The 23,089-nt window shown below is 72.1% G+C and carries 17 protein-coding genes; 7 read left to right on the forward strand and 10 right to left on the reverse strand.

Annotated features, from left to right (window positions below; translation table 11 throughout):
- The first annotated feature begins 38 nt into the window (after window positions 1–38).
- Window positions 39–1,481: a phosphoglucosamine mutase gene (gene glmM / locus WME75_RS30380; RefSeq protein WP_437478413.1), complete on the forward strand. Its 1,443-nt coding sequence runs from the start codon at window positions 39–41 to the stop codon at window positions 1,479–1,481.
- A 173-nt stretch (window positions 1,482–1,654) separates the two neighbouring features.
- Here glmM and WME75_RS30385 read toward each other — a convergent pair whose 3' ends face one another.
- Window positions 1,655–2,659 (reverse strand): ATP-binding cassette domain-containing protein, encoded by a 1,005-nt coding sequence (locus tag WME75_RS30385; RefSeq protein WP_437478416.1) that lies wholly within the window; start codon window positions 2,657–2,659, stop codon window positions 1,655–1,657.
- A complete protein-coding gene (locus tag WME75_RS30390; protein ID WP_437478418.1) occupies window positions 2,656–4,080 on the reverse strand; it encodes a sigma-54-dependent transcriptional regulator in 1,425 nt (474 codons plus the stop codon). Before WME75_RS30390 ends, WME75_RS30385 begins: the two co-directional genes overlap by 4 nt.
- A gap of 183 nt (window positions 4,081–4,263) precedes the next feature.
- Between WME75_RS30390 and WME75_RS30395 the strand changes: the two genes are divergently transcribed.
- The 5 genes from WME75_RS30395 to aat all read left to right on the forward strand — a co-directional run bounded on the left by WME75_RS30395 (window position 4,264) and on the right by aat (window position 11,325).
- Window positions 4,264–7,200 carry a carboxypeptidase regulatory-like domain-containing protein gene (locus WME75_RS30395; RefSeq protein ID WP_437478420.1) on the forward strand — a complete coding sequence of 979 codons (2,937 nt, stop codon included), beginning with the start codon at window positions 4,264–4,266 and terminating at the stop codon, window positions 7,198–7,200.
- Between the two features lie 86 nt (window positions 7,201–7,286).
- On the forward strand, window positions 7,287–8,021 hold the full coding sequence (locus tag WME75_RS30400; protein ID WP_437478423.1) for a hypothetical protein: 735 nt from the start codon (window positions 7,287–7,289) through the stop codon (window positions 8,019–8,021).
- A 63-nt stretch (window positions 8,022–8,084) separates the two neighbouring features.
- Entirely contained in the window at window positions 8,085–9,404 is a 1,320-nt protein-coding gene (gene egtB / locus WME75_RS30405; RefSeq protein ID WP_437478424.1) for an ergothioneine biosynthesis protein EgtB, read from the forward strand.
- A 128-nt stretch (window positions 9,405–9,532) separates the two neighbouring features.
- Window positions 9,533–10,534 (forward strand): glycosyltransferase, encoded by a 1,002-nt coding sequence (locus WME75_RS30410; RefSeq protein ID WP_437478427.1) that lies wholly within the window; start codon window positions 9,533–9,535, stop codon window positions 10,532–10,534.
- A 68-nt stretch (window positions 10,535–10,602) separates the two neighbouring features.
- Window positions 10,603–11,325, forward strand: coding sequence for a leucyl/phenylalanyl-tRNA--protein transferase (gene aat / locus WME75_RS30415; RefSeq protein WP_437478430.1), 723 nt, complete (start codon window positions 10,603–10,605; stop codon window positions 11,323–11,325).
- Between the two features lie 39 nt (window positions 11,326–11,364).
- Here the strand turns inward: aat and rbfA are convergent, their stop codons facing one another.
- The 7 genes from rbfA to WME75_RS30450 form a co-directional block, all read right to left on the reverse strand.
- The gene (gene rbfA / locus WME75_RS30420) at window positions 11,365–11,739 is read right to left on the reverse strand and encodes a 30S ribosome-binding factor RbfA (RefSeq protein ID WP_437478432.1); all 375 of its coding nucleotides are present in this window, start codon (window positions 11,737–11,739) and stop codon (window positions 11,365–11,367) included.
- Window positions 11,736–12,131 (reverse strand): DUF503 domain-containing protein, encoded by a 396-nt coding sequence (locus tag WME75_RS30425; protein ID WP_437478435.1) that lies wholly within the window; start codon window positions 12,129–12,131, stop codon window positions 11,736–11,738. The genes rbfA and WME75_RS30425 overlap by 4 nt, the downstream gene beginning before the upstream one ends.
- An 8-nt stretch (window positions 12,132–12,139) precedes the next feature.
- Window positions 12,140–15,235 (reverse strand): translation initiation factor IF-2, encoded by a 3,096-nt coding sequence (gene infB / locus WME75_RS30430; protein ID WP_437478438.1) that lies wholly within the window; start codon window positions 15,233–15,235, stop codon window positions 12,140–12,142.
- Between the two features lie 15 nt (window positions 15,236–15,250).
- Window positions 15,251–16,402, reverse strand: coding sequence for a DUF448 domain-containing protein (locus tag WME75_RS30435; protein WP_437478440.1), 1,152 nt, complete (start codon window positions 16,400–16,402; stop codon window positions 15,251–15,253).
- Between the two features lie 46 nt (window positions 16,403–16,448).
- Window positions 16,449–18,092: a transcription termination factor NusA gene (nusA, locus tag WME75_RS30440; protein WP_437478443.1), complete on the reverse strand. Its 1,644-nt coding sequence runs from the start codon at window positions 18,090–18,092 to the stop codon at window positions 16,449–16,451.
- Between the two features lie 30 nt (window positions 18,093–18,122).
- Window positions 18,123–18,755, reverse strand: coding sequence for a ribosome maturation factor RimP (rimP, locus tag WME75_RS30445; protein WP_437478446.1), 633 nt, complete (start codon window positions 18,753–18,755; stop codon window positions 18,123–18,125).
- 292 nt (window positions 18,756–19,047) lie between these two features.
- A complete protein-coding gene (locus WME75_RS30450) occupies window positions 19,048–20,232 on the reverse strand; it encodes a phosphoglycerate dehydrogenase (RefSeq protein ID WP_437478449.1) in 1,185 nt (394 codons plus the stop codon).
- A gap of 28 nt (window positions 20,233–20,260) precedes the next feature.
- Here WME75_RS30450 and WME75_RS30455 point away from each other — a divergent pair, with 28 nt between their 5' ends.
- A complete protein-coding gene (locus WME75_RS30455; RefSeq protein ID WP_437478451.1) occupies window positions 20,261–21,307 on the forward strand; it encodes an FG-GAP repeat domain-containing protein in 1,047 nt (348 codons plus the stop codon).
- Here the strand turns inward: WME75_RS30455 and WME75_RS30460 are convergent.
- Window positions 21,264–23,078, reverse strand: a complete 1,815-nt coding sequence (locus WME75_RS30460; RefSeq protein ID WP_437478454.1) for a hypothetical protein — start codon at window positions 23,076–23,078, stop codon at window positions 21,264–21,266. The genes WME75_RS30455 and WME75_RS30460 overlap by 44 nt on opposite strands.
- Window positions 23,079–23,089 lie beyond the last annotated feature (11 nt).

Consider the following 23,089-nt stretch of genomic DNA (forward strand, 5'->3'; position numbering starts at 1 on the left):
AGGGTGGTCTCCTCAGCCCAGACCCACAGAGAGGGACCGTGCCGAAGCACACCAAGAAGGATCATAGGGAGGGCGCTCCGTCGGCGACGGGCGCACCACAGAAGGCCTCCGCGGGGCGCAAGCTCTTCGGCACCGACGGGGTGCGCGGCGTGGCGAACCAGCCGCCGATGACGCCCGAGATGGCGCTGCGGCTCGGGCGGGCGATCGCCTTCGTCGCGAGCCACGGGAAGTCGCGGCAGGTGCGGGTGGTGATCGGGAAGGACACGCGGCTGTCCGGCTACATGCTGGAGACCGCGATCGCGTCCGGCGTGTGCGCCATGGGTGGCCGCGTGATGCTGAGCGGGCCGATCCCGACGCCGGCGGTCGCGCAGCTCACGCAGAGCATGCGGGCCGACGCCGGGGTCGTGATCAGCGCGAGCCATAACCCGTACCAGGACAACGGCATCAAGATCTTCGGGCCTGACGGCTACAAGCTGCCCGACTCCGCCGAGGAGGAGATCGAGCGGCTCATGGAGAGCCACGAGCTCGACGAGGCCCGGGTGGTGGGGGCGGCGATCGGCAGCGCGGTGAAGCTCGACGACGCGCGGGGGCGGTACGTCGTGTTCTGCAAGAGCACGTTCCCCACGGCGCTGTCGCTCGACGGCGTGAAGATCGTCGTCGACGCGGCGCACGGGGCGGCCTACCGCGTGGCGCCCTCGGTGTTCACCGAGCTCGGCGCGCACGTGACAGCGCTCGGCGTGAAGCCGAACGGCCGCAACATCAACCGCGAGACGGGCGCGCTGCACCCGGAGAACGTGACGACCGAGGTGCTCAAGCGGGGCGCGGCGATCGGCATCGCGCTCGACGGCGACGCGGACCGGGTGATCATGGTCGACGAGCGCGGCCAGGTCGTGGACGGCGACGCGATCATGGCGCTCTGCGCGCTCAGGATGCTGCGCATCGGCAAGCTGCCGCGGAGCACGATCGTGACGACGGTGATGTCGAACCTCGGCCTGGAGCGCGCGCTCAAGGCCCAGAACGGGCACGTGGTGCGGACGGCGGTCGGGGACCGCTACGTCGTCGAGGCGATGCGGAACGGCGGTTACTCGTTCGGCGGCGAGCAGTCGGGGCACCTCATCTTCCTCGACCACGCGACGACGGGCGACGGCATCGTGGCGGCGCTGCAGGTGCTCGCGATCATGATGGAGGAGGACAAGCCGCTGAGCGAGCTCGCCTCGAGCGCGATGCAGCGGGTGCCTCAGGTGCTGGAGAACGCGACGTTCTCGACGCGGCTGCCGCTCGACAGCATGCAGCGGACGCGGATCGCGGTCGATCGCATCGAGAAGACGCTCGGGGACAAGGGGCGCATCCTCGTGCGGTGGAGCGGGACGGAGCCGAAGCTGCGCGTCATGGTCGAGGGCGAGGACGCGTCGACCATCGAGGCGTACGCCCTCGAGATCATCGAGGCGGCCAAGCAGGACGTCGCCGGCGCCACGGCCTAGCGCCCCCCCTCTCTCCCCCCCCACCCACGGCGCAGAGCGAGGCCCGATCGCACAGGAGACGGGCCCAGATCGGCGTTTTCGGCGCGCAGGCGTACTCTCGTACGCCGAGCACCGAAAACGTCGAGATGGGCCCGTATCCGAAGCGAGCGGGCCTCGCTCAGAGCGAGGCTCGCTCAGAGGGCGCGGCGCATGAAGAGGTCTTCGAGCGTCTCGCGGCGCGGCGTCACCTCGACCACCTGCGCGCCCGCGGCGAGCGAGCGCTGAAGCACCTCGCGCACGCGCGCCTCGCCCTCCACGTCGACCATCACGACGTCGCCGCGGCGCGTGGTCGCGAAGCCCAGCGCGCCGAGCTCCTCGAGGAGGGCCGGGCTCGCGCCCGCCAGCGTGACGTCGGTGCGCAGCACGTCGCCCCGCAGGAGCTGCCGGATCGCGCCGCTCACCACCACGTGGCCCTCGCGCAGGATCGCCACGCGATCGCACATCGCCTCGACGTCGCTCAGGATGTGCGTCGAGAAGAAGATCGTCCGGCCCTGATCACGCTCCGCAAAGATGAGATCGCGCACCTCCTTGCGGCCCACCGGATCGAGGCCGCTCATGGGCTCGTCCAGGATCAGCATCTCGGGATCGGCGACCAGCGCGGCGGCCAGCCCCGTGCGCTGCAGCATCCCCTTCGACAGCCGGCGCACCTGCCGATCCGCGGCATACGCGATCTTCACCTGATCGAGCACCTCCATCGTCCGCCTGCGCAGCGCCGCGCCCCGCATCCCGGACAGGCGGCCGCAGAGCTCCACGAACTCGCGCGGGGTGAGGTAGGGATACACGTACGGGTTCTCCGGCAGAAACCCGATCTTCCGGCGCGCCTCGGGCGACGGCACGCGCGCGCCGAACAGGTACGCCTCACCGCCGGTCGGGGCGATGAGGCCCGTCAGCATCTTGATCGTCGTGGTCTTGCCGGCGCCGTTCGGCCCGAGGAAGCCGAAGATCTCGCCGCGGCGCACGCCGAAGCTCACTCCCTTGACCGCCTCGACCGCCTTCCGGCGCAAGAAGCCCACCTGGAACGTCTTGAGGAGTCCACGGACGTCGATCAGCAGCTCGCCGTCCAGCGCCTCCCCGCCGGCGCCGGCCGGCACGGCGCGCTCGCCGCGCTCCTCGACGATCGATCCGGCACCGCTGCTCATGCGCCCTCCTCACCCTCGGGGCTCTCGCCGGATGCGCCGTCTCCCGGCCGCGCCCGGCCACGCCCGGCCGCGCTGTACTCGTGCAGCTTGTACTGGATCTTGCGCGGGCTGATCCCGAGGATCGTCGCCGCCTTCGAGGTCGAGCCCTTGCACGCCTCGAGCGTGCGCAGGATCGCGTAACGCTCCAGGTCGTAGATGGTGCTCCCGGGGACGCGCGGCATCGCGTCGGACGCCTCGGCCGGCTCGGACCCCATCTGCGCCGGCAGGTGCCGGAGCTCGATGCGCGCGCCGTCGCAGAGCACCGCCGCCCGCTCGATCGCGTTCTCCAGCTCGCGCACGTTGCCGGGGAACGAGTAGCTCGTCAGCGCCGACAGCGCCTCGTCCGTGAAGCCATCGATCCGCTTGCCGTTCTCCTGCGCATAGCGGCCCAGGAAGAACGTCGCGAGCTCGGGGATGTCGCTCCGGCGCTCGCGGAGCGGCGGGATCTCCAGGGTGACGACGTTGAGCCGGTAATAGAGATCCTCCCGGAACAGGCCCTCGGCGATGCGCTGGCGAAGGTCGCGGTTCGACGCGGCGAGGATCCGCACGTCGACCTTGAGGGTCTCGTTGCCGCCCACCCGCTCGAACGTGCGCTCCTGCAGGAAGCGCAGCAGCTTCACCTGCGTGGCGAGCGGGATCTCGCTCACCTCGTCCAGGAACAGGGTGCCGCCGTTCGCCTGCTCGAAGCGGCCCTCGCGGCGGCCGACGGCGCCGGTGAAGGCGCCGCGCTCGTGGCCGAACAGCTCGCTCTCCAGGAGCGACTCGCTCAGGGCAGCGCAGTTCAGCCGGACGAGCGGCGCCTTCGCCCGCGGGCTCGCGCGGTGGATCATCTCGGCGATGAGCTCCTTGCCCGTGCCCGTCTCGCCCACGATCAGCATGCTCGCGCGGCTCGGCGCCACCTGCTCGACCATCCGGAGGAGCTTCGCCATGCTCGGGTGGCTCGCGATCACGTGGCCGAACGCGTTGCGCTCGCGCAGCCGCTCGCGCAGGCGCGAGTTCTCCTGGAGCAGCCGCGCCCGCTCCACCGCGCGCTCGACCACGACCGCGAGCACCGAGAAATCGAGCGGCTTCGTCAGGTAGTTGTACGCGCCCTTCTTCACCGCCTCGACGGCGCTCGAGATGGTGCCGAACGCCGTCATGACGACGAACGTCGCGTCCGGCAGCGCGAGCTGCGCCTTTTCCATCATCCGGATGCCGTCGAGCCCCGGCATCTTCAGGTCGGTCAGGACCACATCGGGCGCGAACTCCTCGAGCTTGCCGAGCGCCTTGAAGCCGTCGGCCGCGGTCTCGGTCGTGTACCCCTCCTCGCGGAGGATCTCGGAGAGCGCCGCGCGCGCGTTGGCCTCGTCGTCGACGATCAGGATGCGCCCGCGGGATGCCATGGTGATGGCCTTCCTAGCATGCGCGCCCGCAGAATTGGCGTGCGGCGCGGCCTGTCGAGGAGCTGCTGCCGAAGAAAACCGCTGTTTCGTGTGCCGCCCGGAGTGATACAACGGGCCGCGCGCGAGGTCTCCACCGTCCCGATTGGCGGGCGTTTCCTTGTTCGATCTCGCGGATGAGGCTCGATGCATACGCTTCGGAAGGTGTTTGCCGACAGGCTCCGGCGCGCTGCGCTCACGGCGCTGCCGCTCGTCGGCTCGCTCACGCTCGCGGGCGCTGCCGAGGCGCAGCAGCCGCAGCCGCCCTTCGGACCGCAGCCACCTCCGGGCCAGCCGGCGCAGCCGCCTGGGTCGTTCGGGCCCCAGCCTCCTCCCGCCCAGCCCGGCCCCTTCGGGCCGCAGCCGGGCTTTCCGGGCGACGCGCCCCCGCCGCAATTCGGCCCGCAGCCGGGCTTTCAGCCGGGCTTTCCGGGCGACGCCCCGCCGCAGTTCGGCCCGCAGCCGGGCTTTCAGCCGGGCTTTCCGGGCGACGCCCCGCCGCAGTTCGGGCAGCAGCCGGGGCAGCCGCCGCCGGACGCGAGCTTCTCCTTCGGCGCGCAGGCGTCCGCCGGCGATCAGGGCCTCCAGGCCGGCGCGACGGCGCCGCGCTCCACCGCGTGGGACGAGGAGGAGCGCGCGCTCTCGCTCACCGCGCAGCCGAACCTGTGGGGGTCGACCGGCCTCCTCAGGACGTCGTACGCGGGCTCGGGCGCGCCGGGCACCTTCCGGGTGTCGTTCCTGCTCGACTGGTTCTCGACGAGCGGCTTCCTCTGCGATCCGGCCGAGTCGACGCTCGCCGGCCACCCGATCACCTGCGGCCCCGACGCGCAGGAGGACTCGGCGAGCCACGTGGGGGCGTTCTTCACGCTGAACGCGACCCCCCTGCCCTTCCTCGAGGGCTACGCGTCGATCCGCACGTTCGCGAACGCGAACGACCAGGGCCGCCCGCGGCTGCTGCAGGTGCTCGGCGACACGACGCTCGGCGTGAAGGCGTTCACGCCCCCGAAGATCGGCAAGCCGTTCACCTTCGGCGGCGAGGCGCAGCTGCTGCTGCTCAACGGCACGGGCGACGTGGGCCTCGCCGGCGGCGGCACGAGCGCGGTCTTCCGCGGGCTCGCGACGCTCGATCTGCGCAAGCCGCAGGGCAAGGGGTTCCCGCTGCGGGTGAACGTGAACCTCGGCTACAAGGTCGACAACTCCGGCAAGCTCGTGGAGGAGGTCGAGAAGGAGCGGGCCAAGGCGTTCACTGACGAGCGCGATCGGCAGCCGATCTCGCGCATCGAGCGGTTCGGGCTCGGCATCAACCGGGTCGACTTCTTCCAGACCCACCTCGGCGTCGAGGTGCCGCTGCCGAAGGTGCAGCCGTACCTCGAGTACACGCTCGACATCCCGGTGAACCGGCAGGGCTACGAGTGCCACACGAGCCGCGTGTCGCGCGGCGACGTCTGTCTCGGGCTCGACGACTTCGCGTCCCCCGACCCCCAGAGCCAGGGCGGGCCGGGCTACGCCGCGGCGCCGTCGCGGCTGTCGCTCGGCGTGCGGGTGACGCCGTTCGAGAAGGCGTTCCGCGGTCTCTCCGGGCATGCAGCGTTCGACCTCGGCCTGTCGGCGACCTCCGTGTTCATCGAGGAGGTCGCGCCTCAGGCGCCGTGGACGCTGTATCTCGGGATCGGCTACGCCTACGACACGAAGCAGAAGGCGCCGCCGCCGGCCCCTGCGCCGCAGATCATCAAGGAGCCGCCGCAGCTCGTGCCGGCGCCGCAGAGCTTCGTGCGCGGCTTCGTGCACGAGCAGAACCGGCCCGACGCGGCGGTGGCCGACGCCATCGTGACGGTCGAGGGCGCGCCCCAGCCGCCGTACGCGACCGGCCCGGATGGTCGCTTCCTCACGCGGCACCTCGAGCCGGGGACATACACATTCAACATCCGGGCGAACGGCTACAAGCCGGGCACCTGCCAGGCGACCCTCCCCGCCGGCGGGGCGGCGCCCGGGCAGCCCGGCATGTTCGGCCCGCAACCGGGGCAGCCCGGCGCCTTCGGTCCGCAACAGGGGACCTTCGGTGGACAGCCCGGCGCCTTCGGTCCGCAACAGGGGGCCTTCGGTCCGCAGCCCGGACAGCCCGGCGCCTTCGGTCCGCAACAGGGAGCCTTCGGTCCGCAGCCCGGACAGCCCGGCGCCTTCGGTCCGCAACCGGGGCAGCCCGGCGCCTTCGGTCCGCAACCGGGGCAGCCCGGCGCCTTCGGCCCGCAGCCCGGACAGCCCGGCGCCTTCGGTCCGCAACCGGGGCAGCCCGGCGCCTTCGGTCCGCAACCGGGCCCCTTCGGCCCGCAGCCCGGGCAGCCGGGGCCCTTCGGCCCGCAGCCGGGGTTGCCCGGCGGTGCACCGAGCGCGGCGCAGCCCCAGGGGCCGACGTTCGTGGACGTCGACTGCTCGCTCGAAGCGCTGCCCAAGACGGGCAACATCGTCGGGACGGTGAAGGACGCGGAGAGCGGGGACGCGGTCGCCGGCGCGACGATCCGGCTGGTCGACGTGGCGGGCCGCGAGCAGACGGCGACGGCCGACGCGAGCGGCGCCTTCCGCTTCCCGGATCTGCCGGCCGGCGCGGTGACGCTCAAGGTCGAGGCGCAGGGATACATGAACCACGTCAACCAGGCCGACGTCCGGACGAGCGAGGACACGCGCGCCGCGCTCACGGTGAACAAGCGGCCGAAGGTCTCGCTCGTGAAGGTGCAGGGCAACGAGATCAAGATCTCGCGGCAGATCCACTTCGAGACCGACTCGGCGAAGATCCTGGGCGACTCGAACGCGCTGATGGAGGAGATCGCGGACGTGCTCCAGCGGAACCCGAACATCCGCAAGGTCGAGATCCAGGGGCACACCGACAACACGGGCGGGCGTGAGCACAACCAGACGCTCAGCGAGGCCCGGGCGAACTCGGTGCGCGCCTGGCTGGCCAGGGCCGGCGTGGACGCCTCGCGGCTGCTCGCGAAGGGCTACGGGCAGGACCGCCCGGTCGCGCCGAACGTCACGCCCGCGAACAAGGCCAAGAACAGGCGCGTGCAGTTCATCATCGTGGAGAAGTGAGCCTGGCTCGCCGTCGGGCGGATCCGGCGCACGGCCGCGCCCCGGGGTCGCTTGTCGGCGCCGGGGCGGTGCGATAGGGCACGCGCATGATGAAGCAGGTCGTCGTGGGCGCGCTCGCGGTGATGACGGGTTGCGCGGCGCCCACCCCGGCGCCGGACGCCCGGCCCGCCGAGAGCGCCCGGCCCGCCTCGGCCGCGCCCACCGCGGCGGCGGGCGCGGCCGAGGCGGCGCCGCGGCCGGAGGACGCAGGTGCGCTGGGGTCGCCGCAGGATGGGGGCGCTCGCACGGCGGCCGAGGCGGCAGCGACGGACGGGTCGCCCCCGCCGGGATCGCCGCCTGTCCCTGGCGCGGATACCGGCGCCACGGCCACCGCCCTCGCGACGAACAAGATCCTGCCGCCGCTCGAGAGCGAGGAGCTCACGGCGCGGGCCAGGGCGCTGTTCGACGCCATCGTGAGGAACGAGCCGGCGCTGGCCGATCCCTTCTGGTTCCCCAAAGAGCCGTTCATCCCGCTCAAGGACGTGAAGGATCCTGGCAAGTACTGGGACCACCTCCACGCCGCCTACGCGAACGACGTGAAGGCGATGCACCGGAAGCGCAAGAGCTGGCAAGGCGCGCATTTCGTCGGCTTCGAGGTCGGCTCCAGGGCGAAGTGGGTGCCTCCGGGCGACGAGGTCAACAAGATCGGCTATTACCGCTCCTTCCACGGCAAGCTGAAGTACGAGATCGACGGCAAGCCGGCGAGCCTCGATGTCCACACGATCATCTCGTGGCAGGGTCGCTGGTACATCACGCACCTCGGCGACTTCAAGAGGCGCTAGGTGCCCGCTCCCGGTCGCCGCGGCGACACCTCTCGTGGAGACGAAGGACCCCAGGGGAACGCGATGGAACAGCCAGAGCGCGTCGCGAGCAGGCTGAGGGCGCGGTACGACGCCGTCCGGGCGTTCACGGAGTCGCTCTGCGCGCCGCTCTGCGCCGAGGATTACGTCATCCAGTCGATGCCGGACGCGAGCCCGGTGAAGTGGCACGTCGCGCACACGACGTGGTTCTTCGAGACGTTCGTGCTCGGCGAGCGCGCCGGATACACACCCTTTCACCCGCGGTTCGGGTACCTCTTCAACTCGTATTACGTGAGCGTGGGCGAGCGGCACTGCCGCCCGCGGCGAGGGGTCCTGTCGCGCCCGACGGTGGAGGAGACCTACCGCTACCGGCGCCACGTGGACGAGAGGATGCGCGAGCTCCTCGACGAGATTGGCGCGGGCCGGCACCTCGATCTCGCCTTCACGATCGAGGTGGGGCTGCACCACGAGCAGCAGCACCAGGAGCTGATCCTGACCGATCTGAAGCACGCGATGGCGCAGAACCCGCTGCGCCCGGCGATCTTCGGCGGCGCGCCGCCGGGCCGGAGCGGCGGAGCTGCCGGGGAGCTCCGCTTCGTGGAGCACGCCGAGGGCGTTCGCTGGATCGGCCACGGCGGGGACGCGTTCGCGTTCGACAACGAGACGCCGCGGCACCGCGTGTTCGTCGGCGCGTTCGCGCTCGCGGAGCGGCCGGTGACGTGCGGCGAGTACCTCAGGTTCATGCAGGACGGCGGGTACGCACGGCCGGAGCTCTGGCTATCGAGCGGCTGGGACGCGGTCGTCGCGAACCGGTGGGAGGCGCCGCTCTACTGGGAGCCTCGGGACGGAGGGGTTCAGCTGTTCACGCTCCATGGGCTCCGCGAGGTGGACGTCGACGAGCCCGTCTGTCACGTGAGCCACTACGAGGCCGACGCCTACGCCCGCTGGGCAGGCGCGCGGCTCCCGACGGAGGCCGAGTGGGAGACGGCCGCGCAGGGCGCGCTCTCCGGCGCGGAGGAGGTCCCCGGCCGCGCCGCGCCGGGCGAGGCGCGGCCGGGGAATTTCGCCGAGCGCGGGCGCTTTCACCCGGAGCCTGCGAGCGCGCCGTCGCGACCGGGAGCCCCGCGACAGCTGCTCGGCGACGTGTGGGAATGGACGTCGAGCGCGTATGCGCCCTATCCCGGGTTTCGCCCGTGGCCCGGAGCGCTCGGCGAGTACAACGGCAAGTTCATGAGCAGCCAGCTCGTGCTGCGCGGCGGCTCCTGCGCGACCCCGGCGACGCACGTCCGCGCGACGTACCGGAACTTCTTCCCGCCGGACGCGCGGTGGCAGATGAGCGGCATCCGGCTGGCCCGCGACCTCTGACGCGGGCCGTATCGGCGCGCGCCCGGTACCGCCATCGCGACTCGCCGCGCCGACGCGCCCCGCCGGCGACGCGCCGGCGGCGCTCCCTTCCTGTGGACGCTGCGCCGGCGCGCCGCCATGGTCTCGGCGTGGCGCCGCTCGTCTCCGTCTTGCTCCCGTACCGGCAGGCAGAGGCGACGATCGAGGAGGCGCTGGAGAGCGTGCTCGCCGAGCGCGAGGTCGACCTCGAGGTGATCGCCGTGGACGACGGCTCCACCGACGCCGGCCCGGCCAGCGTCGCGCGCATCGCCCGTCGCGACCCCCGTGTCGTTCCGGTCGCGACGGGCGGCGTGGGGATCGCGCGGGCGCTCTCGCGCGCGACAGAGGCCGCGCGCGGCGAGCTGCTCGCGCGCATGGATGGCGACGACATCTCGGTCGGCGGGCGCCTCGCGCGCCAGGTCGAGGCGCTCCGGCGGGATCCAGGGCTCGGCGTCGTCGGGGCCCGCGTCGAGGCGTTCGCGGCGGGGCCGATCGGCGAGGGCATGCTCCGCTACGTGGACTGGCTGAACTCGATCCTCACGCCCGAGGACCACGCGCGGGAGATGTTCGTGGAATCCCCGCTGTGTCACCCGTCGGTGATGCTGCGGCGGAGCGCGCTGGAGCAGGTCGGCGGGTTCCGAGAGACCCCCTGGGCGGAGGACTACGACCTGTGGCTGCGCCTCGACGCCGCCGGCGCGCGGATGGCGAAGCTCCCGGAGCTCGGCCTGCGCTGGCGGCACCGCGAGGGCCGGGCGACGTTCGCGGATCCGCGGTACGCGATTGCGCGCTTCCTCGAGGCAAAGGCGCACTACCTCGCGAGAAAGCTCGGCTCGGCGCGCCCCGTGGCGGTGTGGGGCGCGGGCAAGACCGGCCGGCGGCTGGCGAGGGCGCTCGCCCGGAACGGCGTGACGCCGGAGCGGTTCGTGGACATCGATCCGCGCAAGATCGGCCGGATCGCGCAGGGGGCGCCGATCGTCGACCCGTCGCGGCTCTCGCGGGGCGCGCAGACCCTCGTCGTCGCCGTGGGGGCGCGGGGGGCGCGCGCGCTCATCCGCGCTCACCTCGCCGCGCGCGGCTTCGTCGAGGGCTCCGACTATGTGTGCGCGTCCTGAGCGCGCGGCGCGCGCAGAGCGGCTATTTGCAACCGCGGGCTCTGGTGGGAGGATTCGGCCCCACAGCGATGCGCGTCCCGGTGCTCACGAGCAAGCTCGACTTCCCTCCGCCCGAGCGCGCGACCCCGGAGGGGATCGTGGCCGTGGGCGGCGAGGCCTCGCCGGAGCGGCTGCTGGCCGGCTACCGCCGGGGCATCTTCCCGTGGCCCCACGAGGGGCTGCCGCTGCTCTGGTTCTCCCCGGATCCGCGCTTCGTCCTGCCGCCGCGCGAGGCGCACATCCCGCACTCGCTGCGCAAGCAGGTGCGCCGGGGCGAGCTCGAGGTGCGGACCGACACGTCGTTCGCGGACGTCATGCGGGCCTGCAGCGAGTCGCCGCGGCCCGGGCAGAGCGGCACGTGGATCACCGAGGAGCTCGTCGACGGATACTCCGCGCTGCACGCCGCCGGGATCGCGCACAGCATCGAGGCCTGGTCGAACGGCGAGCTCGTCGGCGGCCTCTACGGCGTGTCGCTGGGGCGCATGTTCTTCGGCGAGTCGATGTTCGCGCGCGCGCCCGACGCGTCGAAGGTCGCGTTCGCGACGCTGCTCGGGAACCTCGTCGCCTGGGACTTCGCGCTGGTGGACTGCCAGGTGTACACGGACCACCTGGAGCGCTTCGGCGCCGTGGAGTGGCCGCGGCGCGAGTTCCTCCGCGCGCTGACGACGGCGCTCGACGCCCCGACGAAGGTGGGACCATGGCGCTTCGACCTCGAGCCCGCGCAGGCGATCGAGCGGCTCATCCCGCGGTGATCGCGCCCGGGGAGCGCGCGGCGCTGCCCGGCCCCGGCGCTACGAGCGCGGGTCTCCTGGCTCGTCCTTGATCTCCCGGAGCAGCTCATCGATCCGCCGCTCGGCGTCGGGGCCCTCGTCGTAGAAGAAGCGCAGCGTCGGCACGACGCGCAGGCCCATCGTGCGGGCGACGTCCCTGCGCAGCCGACCCGACGCCGCCTCCAGGCCCTTGAGCAGGGCGCGACGCGACGCCGCGTCCTCCGCCCCGAACTCGTGGCGCACGTGGATCTTCGCGCTCTGCAGATCGTCGGTGATCTCCACGCGCGACACGAGCACGCCGGCGATCCGCGGATCGCGCATATCCCGGAGCAGGTTGGACAGGTCCTCGCGGAGCCGTTCGGCGACCCGCGTCGCCCGCTTCACCGTGCCGCTCATTCGTCGTCCTCTGCGTCCTCGAACCTGTCGGAGGGCGCTCCCAGATCCCCATCCTCGCGACCGAGCGCCTGCTCGATGCCGCCCTGCACCCCCGCTCCTCCCTCACCGAACGACACGATCTCGGTCGCCCGGTCGGTGAGGACGGCGTGGGGCAGCGATCCGGCCATCGCGGCCACGTCCGCGAGGACCTTGTCGCACATGGCCGCCGAGTTCGAGACGACCGCGACGCCGAGCGTCGCCCGCCTCGGATCGTCGAGCACGCCGACCTCGGCGATCGACACGCGCATCCGGCTCTGCGCCCGCTCCTTCAAGGAGCGCACCACGCTGCGCTTGTCCTTGAGGGAGCGGGCCCCGACGATATCGAGGCGGAGACGGAGAACGCCGACGAACATCTAGCGGCTCAGAGCCTCGTCTTGACCTCTTCGATCTCGAAGCTCTCGATGAGGTCGCGCTCCTTGATGTCCGAGTAGCCATCGAGCGAGATACCGCACTCGAACCCCTCGACCACCTCTTTCACGTCGTCCTTGAAGCGGCGCAGCCCCGAGAGGCGCCCCGTCCAGATGACGGCGTTGTCCCGGATCAGGCGCGCCTCGGCGGTGCGCTTGACCGAGCCGCTCACGGCCATGCAGCCGGCGACCGTGCCCGCCTTCGTGATCTTGAAGACCTGGCGAACCTCGGCGCGGCCGAGGACCTTCTCCACCTTTGTCGCGGGGAGGAGCCCCTCCATCGCGCTTCGGATGTCATCGACGGCGTTGTAGATGATGTTGTAGAGCCGGATCTCGACGCCCTCGTTCTCGGCCAGAGCGCCCGCCTTGCCGGCCGGTCGGACGTTGAAGCCGACGATGACCGCCTTCGACGCGACCGCCAGGTTGACGTCGCCCTCGGTGATGCCACCGACGGCGCCGTTCACGATCGTGACCTTCACCTTCTCGGTCGTGAGCTTCGCCAGCGCGTGGGTGATCGCCTCGACCGAGCCCTGCACGTCGCCCTTGATGATCAGCTTGAGCTCGAGCTGATCGGCCTCCTGCAGGTTCTTCGTGATCGACTCGAGCGAGACGCGCGAGTCCTGCGGGATCAGCGTCTTCGACGCCTTCTTGCGGCGGGTCTCGGCGATCTCCTCCGCGGTCTTCCCGTCCTTGACGGCGTGGACGGGATCGCCCGCGCTCGGCACCTCGGCCAGGCCAAGGACCTCGACGGGTGTCGCCGGGCCCGCCTCGGCGACGGAGCGCCCGAGCTCGTCGGTCATCGCCCGGACCTTGCCCCACGCGGCGCCGGCCAGGAGGATGTCGCCCGTGCGGAGCGTGCCGTCCTGGACCATGACGCGCGCGACCGGTCCGCGGCCACGATCGAGCAAGGCCTCGATGACGGTGCCGCTGGCGCGCTTCTTCGGGTTGGCGCGGAGGTCCTGGACCTCGGCGAGGAGCAGGACCGACTCGAGGAGCTGGTCGATGCCCTGACCCAGCTTCGCCGACACGCTGCAGAACATCGTCTCGCCGCCCCACTCCTCGGGCTGCAGCCCGAGCGCAGCGAGGTCGCGCTTGATCTTGTCCTCGTCGGCGCCCGGCTTGTCGATCTTGTTCACCGCGACGATGATCGGCACCTTCGCGGCCTGCGCATGCGAGATCGCCTCCTTGGTCTGGGGCATCACGCCGTCGTCGGCCGCGACCACCAGGATCACGATGTCGGTGAGCGAGGCGCCGCGGGCGCGCATCGCCGTGAACGCCTCGTGGCCCGGCGTGTCGAGGAAGGCGATCGTCCCGCGCGGCGTGTCGACGCGGTAAGCGCCGATGTGCTGGGTGATCCCGCCCGCCTCGCCCTCGGCGACGGTGGCCTTCCGGATCCTGTCGAGCAGCGACGTCTTGCCATGGTCGACGTGACCCATGACGGTGACGATGGGCGGACGGTTCTCGAACTCCTCGTCGGCTTCGGTGCCGGCCTGCATGGCGGCGGTCAGCGTGTCCTGCTCGCTGACAGCCACGTCCTCGACGCTCCAGCCGAACTCGCTCGCGAGGATCTTCGCCGTCTCGGCGTCGAGCGTGCTGTTGATGTTCACGCCCGTCATGCCCATCGACAGGAGCCGCATGAGCACATCCGTGGCCTTCAGGCTCATCTTCGCGGCGAGCTGCTGAAGGGTGACCTGCTCCTCGATCTTGATGACCTTCTTGTGCGAGGCCATCTCCTGCGTGGAGACCTGGACCGGCTTGCGCGGCATAGAGCCCGGGCGCGGCCGCCCGAACATCCCCGGGCGCGTGTTCCGGCCGCCCATGGGCCGGCCGCCTGGACCGAAGCTGGGACCGCCGGGGCGCGCTTGCTGGGCGTTCGCACGCGGATCGTAGGTCGTGCGCCGCGCCGGCGGCGTGCCGGTGCGGGCAGCAGGCATCGTGACGCCGGGGCGCCCCTGCCACACCTCGATGCCGGTCTTCGGCGGCGAGGACGGCCGGCGCGGCGCCTGGTTCGCGCCAGCCGGGTCGTCCGGCTTGGCCGCGGACGCCGATACGGGCGGCGCAGTCGGCCGGGATCCCGGGCGGGCCGCGGACGACGCAGGGTGGTGCGCCGGACCGGAAGGCCGATGGGGCGGCTGCGTCGCCCGTGACGCCCCTTGCGCCGGGGCAGGCGCCGAGGGCGCAGCCTGCGTCCGGGCCGGCGCAGACGCCGCGGTGGACGCGGGCGCTGCAGGCTTCGCCGGAGCCGGCGCAGACGCCTGCGCCGCGGTGGACGCGGGCGCTGCCGGCGCGGCGGGAGCAGGCGCTTGCACCGGTGAGGGCGCAACCGCGGCGGGGGCCGGCGCGGCAGGCGCCGACTCGGCGGGGGCCGGCGCGACGGCGGCGGCAGATGGCGCCGCGACGGCGGCGGGCGGAGCAGGCTTCGGCTCGGGCGAGGTCACCTTCGTCTCCTCCGCGAGCGCGGGCGCGGACGCCGCGGCAGACGCGGGTGCTGCGGGAGCGGGAGCCGCCGGAGGCGGCGGCGCTGCCGGCGCTACCGCAACGGGCGGCGCTGCCGGGGCAGGTGCGCTGGGCGCGGGCGCTGGCTCGCGCGGGCTCGCGGCGACCACCGGCTCAGGCGCCGGCGCCGGGGGCGCTGCGATGGAAGCGGCGGGCGGCGGCGGAGCGGGGCGATGGACCGGCGCTTCTTCCTGAGCAACGCGCTCGTTCGGCGGGGAAGCTGGAACCGACGCAGCCGCAGGCCGCGAAGGCGCCGGCTCCGGAGCGGCGTGCACCGGCGCCTCCGGGTCCGGCCCGCGGCCCGGCGACGACGGCTCGGGATCGGCCCCCGGCCGAGCGCGGCGCTTTACGACCGTCGGGCGGATCCGCTCCTCCACCACCTCAGGCGACTTCTGCCGCTCGAGGTGCCGCTTGACCCGCTCGACGACGTCGGATTCGACGGCGCTCATGTGATTGCGCACGTCGCCAATACCCATGGATTGGAAGAGCGCGACCAGCGTCTTCTGGTCCATGTTCAGCTGCTTGGCGACCTCGTAGACCCGGACTTTGCTCATGCACCTCGCTCCACGTTAACCAATCCGCTTCACCCATCCGCGCGGGCGACCCGTTGCGGCCACTCTGTCCACCGTCGTGGAGCGTCCGGTCGAACCGGACATCGCCACCGTGCCCCCGACAGGGCCGCCTTCCCCGGTGCCCCGCGCAATTGCAAGAAGCCGACCGGACCCACTCTTTGACGCCAGCCGCTCGTCGCGGCCAGCAAGCCCGCCCGCCGGGCTGTCAGGTTTTTCCCTGACCCCCTCGGACGCCGGCCGAGCGCCAGGGCTGAGGTGCTCGACGTGCTCGACGTCCACCCCAGCCCTCCCCGAACCACGGCGAGGGGCCGGGCCAGCATGGCCGGACGCAGCCTTCCGTCGCTCGGGGACCCCACCTGCTTCCGACCGGACAGCCGCGTTGCGCGCCGACCGCCCCCTTCGACCGGAGCTGCCGCGCCCGCCCTCCGCCGCGCCCTCGCCCCGCTCGATGCGGGCGCAGGCGTCCACGACGTGCGCTGCGTGCGCAACGGCGGCCGCGAGCGATGCCGAGGAGATCGCCATCACCGCCACGCCGCGCTCGCGCGGGCCGCCCGCCAGGGAGCCAAGCACCTGTTGGGTGCCCCATGCGACAGCGCGCCCCTCCGCGATCGCCCGCCGCACCTCCGGCCGATCCGCGCCTGCCGGCGCGTCGCACGCGACCAGCAGGAGCGCGGCCTCGCCCCGCTCGCACGACCCCACGACCGCATCGGCGCCGATCGCCACGCTCTGAGAGCGGACGGCCGCACGGAGGAACCGCTGGAGCCGGCGCTCCGTCGCCTCGCGGATCGCCCGCGCCAGCGAGACGGCCGTGAGCGGCTCCGCGCCCGGGGCGGCCTGATCGCCGGCGCCCTCCGCGCCCGGGCCTGCATTTCCCAGGATCGCGTGGACCCGTCCCTTGGCGGCACGGGCGAGACCCCGGGCGACCGCGGCCGCCACGCAGTCCCGCTGCGGATGGACGTGCGCGCCCCGCCCGAACCCGCCGTCGCCCGGATCGACCGCGACCACGCCGCCGGGACCGAGGATGAGCCGGACGAGCGGACGAGCGCCGCGGACGTCATCGACGCCGACGCGCTCCCCGCAGCCGACGCACGTGCGCACCCGCCCCCTCTCGAAGGGCTCGCGCTCACCCGCGTCGTTCTGTCTGCTCACCACTGATTCCATCCTCGGTCCTCTGAACCCCGCTCCTTGAAACGCGTTACACGTGTCTCGCTTCGGCGGCGCGACGAATGTCCGCCCGCGCTGCATCGAGCACCTTTTGCTCGCTCTCCACGAAGTCCCGCGCGCCCTGCTTGATGGCGCGCGCCTTCTTGATGCCAAGGCCCGTGCGGATCGCCAGCCGATCCTCGTCTTCTCGCAGCAGGTCCTCCACGCTGCGGTACCCGGCTTCCTCCAGCAGTACCACCGTCCGCTCGCCGACGCCGCGGATGAACATCAGCCGCTCGCGGTCGGTGAGGGGCTCGGTGCGCGAGCTCGCGGTACGGATGCGCTCCTGACGCAGCCGCTCCATCGTCGTGTCCGCCTGCGCCTTGATGCGCTCGGCGGCCTCGGCGCCGCCGAGGCCCGGGATGGCGGCGAGCTCCTCGACCGAGGCCTCGCTCACCTCTTCCAGGGCGCGGAAGCCGAGCCGGTACATGGACTTGGCGATCTGCTCGGTCACCCAGTCAATCTGCTGCAGGGCGGAGATCGCCTCCTCCTCCATCTGCTTGAACTTTGTCTCGCTGATGATGTCGAGCTTCCAGTTGGTCAGCTGCGCGGCGAGCCGCACGTTCTGGCCCTTGCGCCCGATCGCCAGCGACAGCTTCTCGTCCGGGACCACGAGCTCCATGCGCCCGTCGGCCTCGTCGACGATCACCTTGTGCACCTCGGCCGGCTGGATCGCGGCGATGACGTAGCGCGCCGGATCCCGATCGAACGGCACGATGTCGATCTTCTCGCCGCGGAGCTCCTGGACCACGGCCTGCACGCGCGAGCCCTTCATGCCCACGCACGCGCCCACCGGGTCGACGTCCGCGTCGCGGCTGGTCACCGCGATCTTGGAGCGGGCGCCCGGCTCGCGGGCGACCGACACGATCCGCACGATGCCCTCGTAGATCTCGGGGACCTCGGCCTCGAAGAGCTTCTCGACGAGCCGAGGATCGGAGCGCGAGAGGATGACCTGCGGGCCGCGCGCCTCGCGATCGATGTCCTTCACGTACGCGACGATGCGGTCCCCCGGCCGGTACGTCTCGCGCGGCGTCTGCTCGCGGAACGTGAGCACACCCTCGGTGCGGCCGATGTCGACGATGATGTTGTTGCCCTTCTCGAACCGCCGCACGATACCGCGAATGAGCTCGCCCTTGCGATCCTTGTACTCATTGAAGATGAGATCGCGCTCGGCGTCGCGCACGCGCTGGAGCAGGACCTGCTTCGCCGTCTGGGCGGCGATGCGCCCGAAGGTCGTGCGGCCGTGCTTCAGCTTCAGGATGTCGCCGTACTCCTTGTCCTGATCGCGCGCCTTCTCCGCGTCCTCGGGGCGCCAGAAGACCTGGAAGCCGAGCTCCTCGCCCAGGGTCGCGTCCAGCTTGAGCTTGTCCACGTCAGTGATGGAGATCTCGCGCTCCGGCTCCGTCACGGCCTCGACCACGGTCATGTACTGGAAGAGGTCGATCTGCCCGCTGTCCTCGTTGAAGCGCGCCTCGAGCTCGCGGGTGGGGCCGAAGACGCTCTGCGCGGCCTTCAAGATCGCGGCCTCGATCGTCTCGACAAGGATCTTCTTGTCGATCCCCTTCTCCTTCGCGACCTGATCGAGGATGCTGCCGAGGCTCGTCTCCGAGGTCGGCATCGCTGCCATCGTTGCCATGACGTCCCTGTCTCCTGATCTTTCTTCTCTCTACTTGCGCTTCTCGGAACCGCGCGCGCTCCGCATTGAGGCAGGTCGCGGAGCCGCCTCCGCGAGCCGCTTCGTCGGCCCCGACTCCTTAGCGGTCTCCTTGCCCTGCCGCTGCCCCTTCTTGGGCTTGGGCTGCGACGAGAGCTCGAAGACGAGGCGCGCCTCCACGACATCCGAAAACGGCACCTCGATCCGCTTGCCGTCGACCAGGACCGCGACCTGCCCCTCCGGAGCCGTGAGGAGCTCGCCCCGGAGCAGCCGCTGGCCGTCCGGCGCCGGGCGCGACAGCTTCACCTTCGCCGTCTTGCCGAGGAAGCGAACGAACTCGGCCGGTGTGCGCACCCGCCGGTCGAGGCCCGGAGAGCTGACCTCGAGGTTGTAATGGTTGGGTATGAGATCCTCGACGTCGAGGACCGACGAGACGTCGCGCGACACATCCACGCAGTCCTCCAGCGTGACGCCGCCGCCCACCTCGGCCGCCCCCTCGCGCTCGATCGTGAGCCGCAGCGTCCAGCCCGCACGCTCGGTGGTCCACTCCAGGTCGACGAGCGTGACCCCGTGCGTGGCAAGCACCGGCGCGAGGGCGTCGCGAACGCGCCCGAGATCGAACACAGCTCTGGTCGAAGGCTCCATCGGTTGCGGCTGCGGCATGGGAGAGACGTCACCCTTGGCGGATCCGGGAACTTTCAGCGCCATGAACCCCGAGCGACGGTGCCCGGCGCCCCTGCGCCAAAAAAAAAGAGCCGATTCCCGAACTGGGAACCCGGCTCGCGGATCCGCCTAGTTGTCGGCGGACAACCTAGTCGAATGCTGGACCTCATGCAAGGGGGGATACGGGCAAACCGCCCCCCCGTGGCCGGGGATCTCCCCGCCGGTTCGCCCCCGCCTTGGCCTGCGCCGCGTCACCGCCGGAGGGCGGGCTGCCTTACGCCAGATTCGGCAGCGCGACGATATCCACGTGCAGGACCTCCTCAAACGCCGCGATTTCCTTCAGGCAGGCTTCGCTCGGCCGGCCGGAGACCCGCATCTTCGTGCACGTGGCAGTGGCCCCCTCGAAGACGGTATTTGAAATCTCCTCGATGTTGATCCCGTGCCGTTTCATGACGCTGAGCGTGTTCGCGAGCACGCCGACCTTGTCCAGCATCCGGACGACGACCGCGTAGCGAGCGGGCGAGGTAGCGCAGATGTTGACCACGTTGGGCAGCTCCTCCTCCGTCATGAAGGAGCGGATGATCCGGGCCGTCTCGAGGGCGATGGCCCGCTGGGCCTGCTCCGTCTGCGCGGCGATGTGCGGTGTCCCATAGACGAGCCCCCGCGCGAGGAGGTGCGACTCGAACGACGCCGACCCCTTGTCGGGCTCGCCGGCGAAGACGTCGAGCCCGACCCGCAGCCCCTTGCGCGGGATGAGCTCCTCGAGCGCGGCGTAGTCCAGGACCTCGGGGCGCGCGGCGTTCACGACGATCGCGCCGTCGGGGAGCGCCTCGAGGACGCTCCGGCCGACGATGCCGCGCGTCTGCGGGGTGGCCGTCAGGTGGATGGTGAAGATGTCCGAGCGGGCAGCCAGGTCCTCCAGGGTCCGGGCGTAGCTGACGTCGAGCTTGGCGGCGCGGCCCGGCGTCAGCGAGCGCGACCAGGCGTGCGGCTCGAGCCCGAAGGCGCGGGCGCGCACAAGCACCTCGCGGCCGATCGCGCCGAGCCCCGCGATCCCGATCCGCCGGCCGAACAGCCCCCGGGCCGCCGAGTACTTCGTCTTCTCCCAGCGGCCGGCCCGGAGCTCGGACGTCGCGTCGACAAGCCGGCGGTCGAGCGCGAGGATGAACGCCATCGTCAGCTCTGCCACCGCGGTCGCGTTCTTGCCGGGGCAGTTCGCCACGTAGACGCCGCGCGCGCTCGCCGCCGCGACGTCGATCGTGCCCACGCCGACCCCGGCCCGCACGATCAAGTTGAGCTGACGGCCAGCCTCGATCGCCTTCGCCGTGACCTCCGTCGAGCGAACGACGAGAATGCCGATGCCGTCCAGGGCCGCCGGCAGCGTGTCCTGGGTGAGCTCGGGCCGGGACTCGATCTGGATCCCGAGTACCTTGAGCTCTTCCAGAGCCGAGAGATCCATCTTATCGGCGACTAGCAGGCGCATGCGGATGGGAACGGTAACAGAAAAGCTCTCGCTGACGATGTGCGTTCTGCTCATCTCCTGCGCCAGCGATCATCAGGTCTCGCCCTGGGGCGCCGCGCGCCGGCCGCCCCTCGGCGCGTACGTCACGCCCCCGGACCTCGAGGCTCAGCTGCGCGCCATCGACGTGGAGACCGCCGAGCTCGGGCTGAAGCTCGAGGTCGAGCTCCGCGGCGCGCTCCCGCGCCGCGGAGGCGAGGTGGTGCTGCGCGGCTACCGCGGGACCGACGCGCTCGGGCGCCGCACCTCGGCGGTCCGCGTGGCGACGCCGCGCGGCGTGGTCATGGCCGCCGGGCCCCTCGACAGCGGGCGCGTGGACCGCAGCCAGGCGACCCAGCTGATGCCGTCGCTCCTCCCGGGATCGCAGCCGGACGCGACGGAGCAGCTCGGGGCGTTCCGCTCGGGGACCGATCTCAACCGCGACGGCGCGCCGGACGTCGTGCTCAGAAACGAGGCGGGAGAGCTGGAGATCTGGGGCGTACACCCGCTCGGCGCGACCCGGTACGCCGTCGAGCTCGCGATGCCGCCGCGGTTCGCGCTCGACGTCGACCACGACGGCACGCTGGAGCTCGCCGGTCGGATCCGCGTGGCCGAGGAGGATCCCATCGCGCCGGATCTCCTCGACGTCGCGGGCTTCGAGGGCGATCGCTACACGCACCGGGGCAGCGCGGCGCAGGCGTTTCATGAGACGCGCGCGCGAGGCCCGGGCGCGGAGGCGGCCGGGCCGAGCAAGCGGCAGGAGCCGCCGAAGGACGACGCTGCGCGGCTCAGGGGCGCGCTCGAGCAGGCCTGGCACGCGCTGCTCGCGGGCAGGCCGGCGGCGGAGACGCTCGCGGCGCTCGACCGGGAGCCGGTGCCGCCCGCGCTCCGGGGGGCGTTCGCGGCCCACCGCGCGCGGGTGGCGAGCGCGGCCCCGGCGGCCCCGAGGGGCGCCCCGGCCGGGGAGGAGCCACGCGAGCGCGACGGCGCGCCTACTCGTCCGCGGGGAGCATCGGAAACGCCTGACCGGCGCTGAGGACGATGATGCCCGGGATCGCACCGGGCCCCCTGTAGCCGCGCGTGAGCGGGAAGCCCCAGTCGACGCGCGTGACGATGCGGTTGAACTGCGGGAAGAGGGCCCGGAGCCCGAAGCCGGCCGACTGCTTGAGGCGCAGCTCGTCGTAGCCGTCGAACGCGTCGCCGGCGTCGAAGAAGGCCGCGCCAGCGAGCTGACACGACCAGATCTCCACCGGGCGCGTGCGGAGCTCGAGGTTCGCGGAGAGCACGTCCTCGCCGATGAACGCCGCCGACTTGTACCCGCGGAGGCGCGTCTCGCCGCCGAGCGGCGACTGCCTGTTGAGGTAATTCCGGTAGCGGTCGAGCAACCGCACGTCGAGCACGAGCCGCCCGACGCCGAAGCTCGGCGTGTGCACGCGCGCGCGCGCCTCGATCGAGGCGTCGAAGATCCGGGAGCCGTCGAGCTCCGTGACGGTCTCGACCACCGCGCGCGCGAGGCCGTCGCCGAGCGCGACGGTGTACGCCGCCGCGGCGGAGACGCCGAGGAAGCTCCGGGTGGAGTTGAGCGCGGTCGTGACCGGGTAGAGCAGGATCGAGAGCTCGTGTCCGAGCCGGTAGTCCTCCTGCAGCGCGAGCGTGTTGAAGTCGAGCACGCGCGAGAAGCGGGTCGAGTACGTGGAGTACTTGAACGTCGGCGCGACGCGGGTGTCGCTCACCGGCATCACGCGCGCCTCGAACTCGGCGATCGCGGCCGGAGCGAAGCCCGCGGGCGCGTCGAGGCGGTACACCTTGCGGCTCGCCTCGATGCCCACCGAGAAATCGTGCTTCACGGCCGAGGCGGCGGCGCCGAAGCTGCGCGTGACGGCGTAGCCGCCCACCAGGAGATCGCTCCGGTAGCGGTACGGGATGCGATCGTCCTCCGTCGTGGCGCTCGCGTCGAAGGTGGCGAGCTTCGTGCCGATGAAGCGGCGGGTCACCTCGTCGCGCCAGGTGACCTCGGCGTCCCAGGCCCACTCCGCCGCCGTCGCGTAGAGCGGCTGCCCGTACACGAACTCGCCGCGCGTGCCCTCGAGCTCGCCGGTCTTCCGATCGACGATCGCGTTCAGCTCGGTCCGCATCCGCACGTGGCTGCCCCCGATGCCCGGCATCGCGTAGGCGACGCCGAGCGAGAGCGCGCCGGGATCGAGCGTGAGCTGCGCCGCGACGGCGTGGTGGATGCCGAGCAGGTTCTGCTCGGCGGCCTGCAGGAAGAGCTTCTCGAGCTCCCCCTCGGCGATGCGGTAGTCCGTGTTGAGGCGCAGGCTCCAGACGTCCTTTGTGGCGACCGCGACCCGCACCCGATCCGGCGCGCTGCCCCGCACGGCGAAGACGAGGACGAGCGACACCTGGCTCAGGCCGCGCAGGTTGCGCGCCGACTCATCGGCGAGCGCCTGCGCGTAGGGGCGCCCGACCGCGAGCAGCACCTCGCGCCGGATGACGTACGGCCGCGAGAGCGCGTGGAACCAGTTCAGGAAGGACGGCGCGGGATCGCGGTCCTCGATCACCTCGAACGGGACCACGTCGATCCCCTCGACGATCTTGCCCTCGGGGGCGGGATCGAGCGTCGCGCCGAGCCGCGCCAGGGCGCGCTCGATCGTGGCGCTCTCGTAGCTCGAGTAGCCCTCGTGCTGGCGAGGCTCGGCCGGCGCAGCCGGCGCGCTCTGCTGCGCCTTCGCCTGCGACGCGATCGCGATGAGCGCCCCGAGGAGCGAGGGCGCGCAGCGCATCAGCACGATCGATGCGCGCCGCACGAGCCGCTCGC

Source organism: Sorangium sp. So ce1014 (assembly GCF_051521505.1).
In the GTDB taxonomy this organism is placed as follows: Bacteria; Myxococcota_A; Polyangia; order Polyangiales; family Polyangiaceae; genus Sorangium.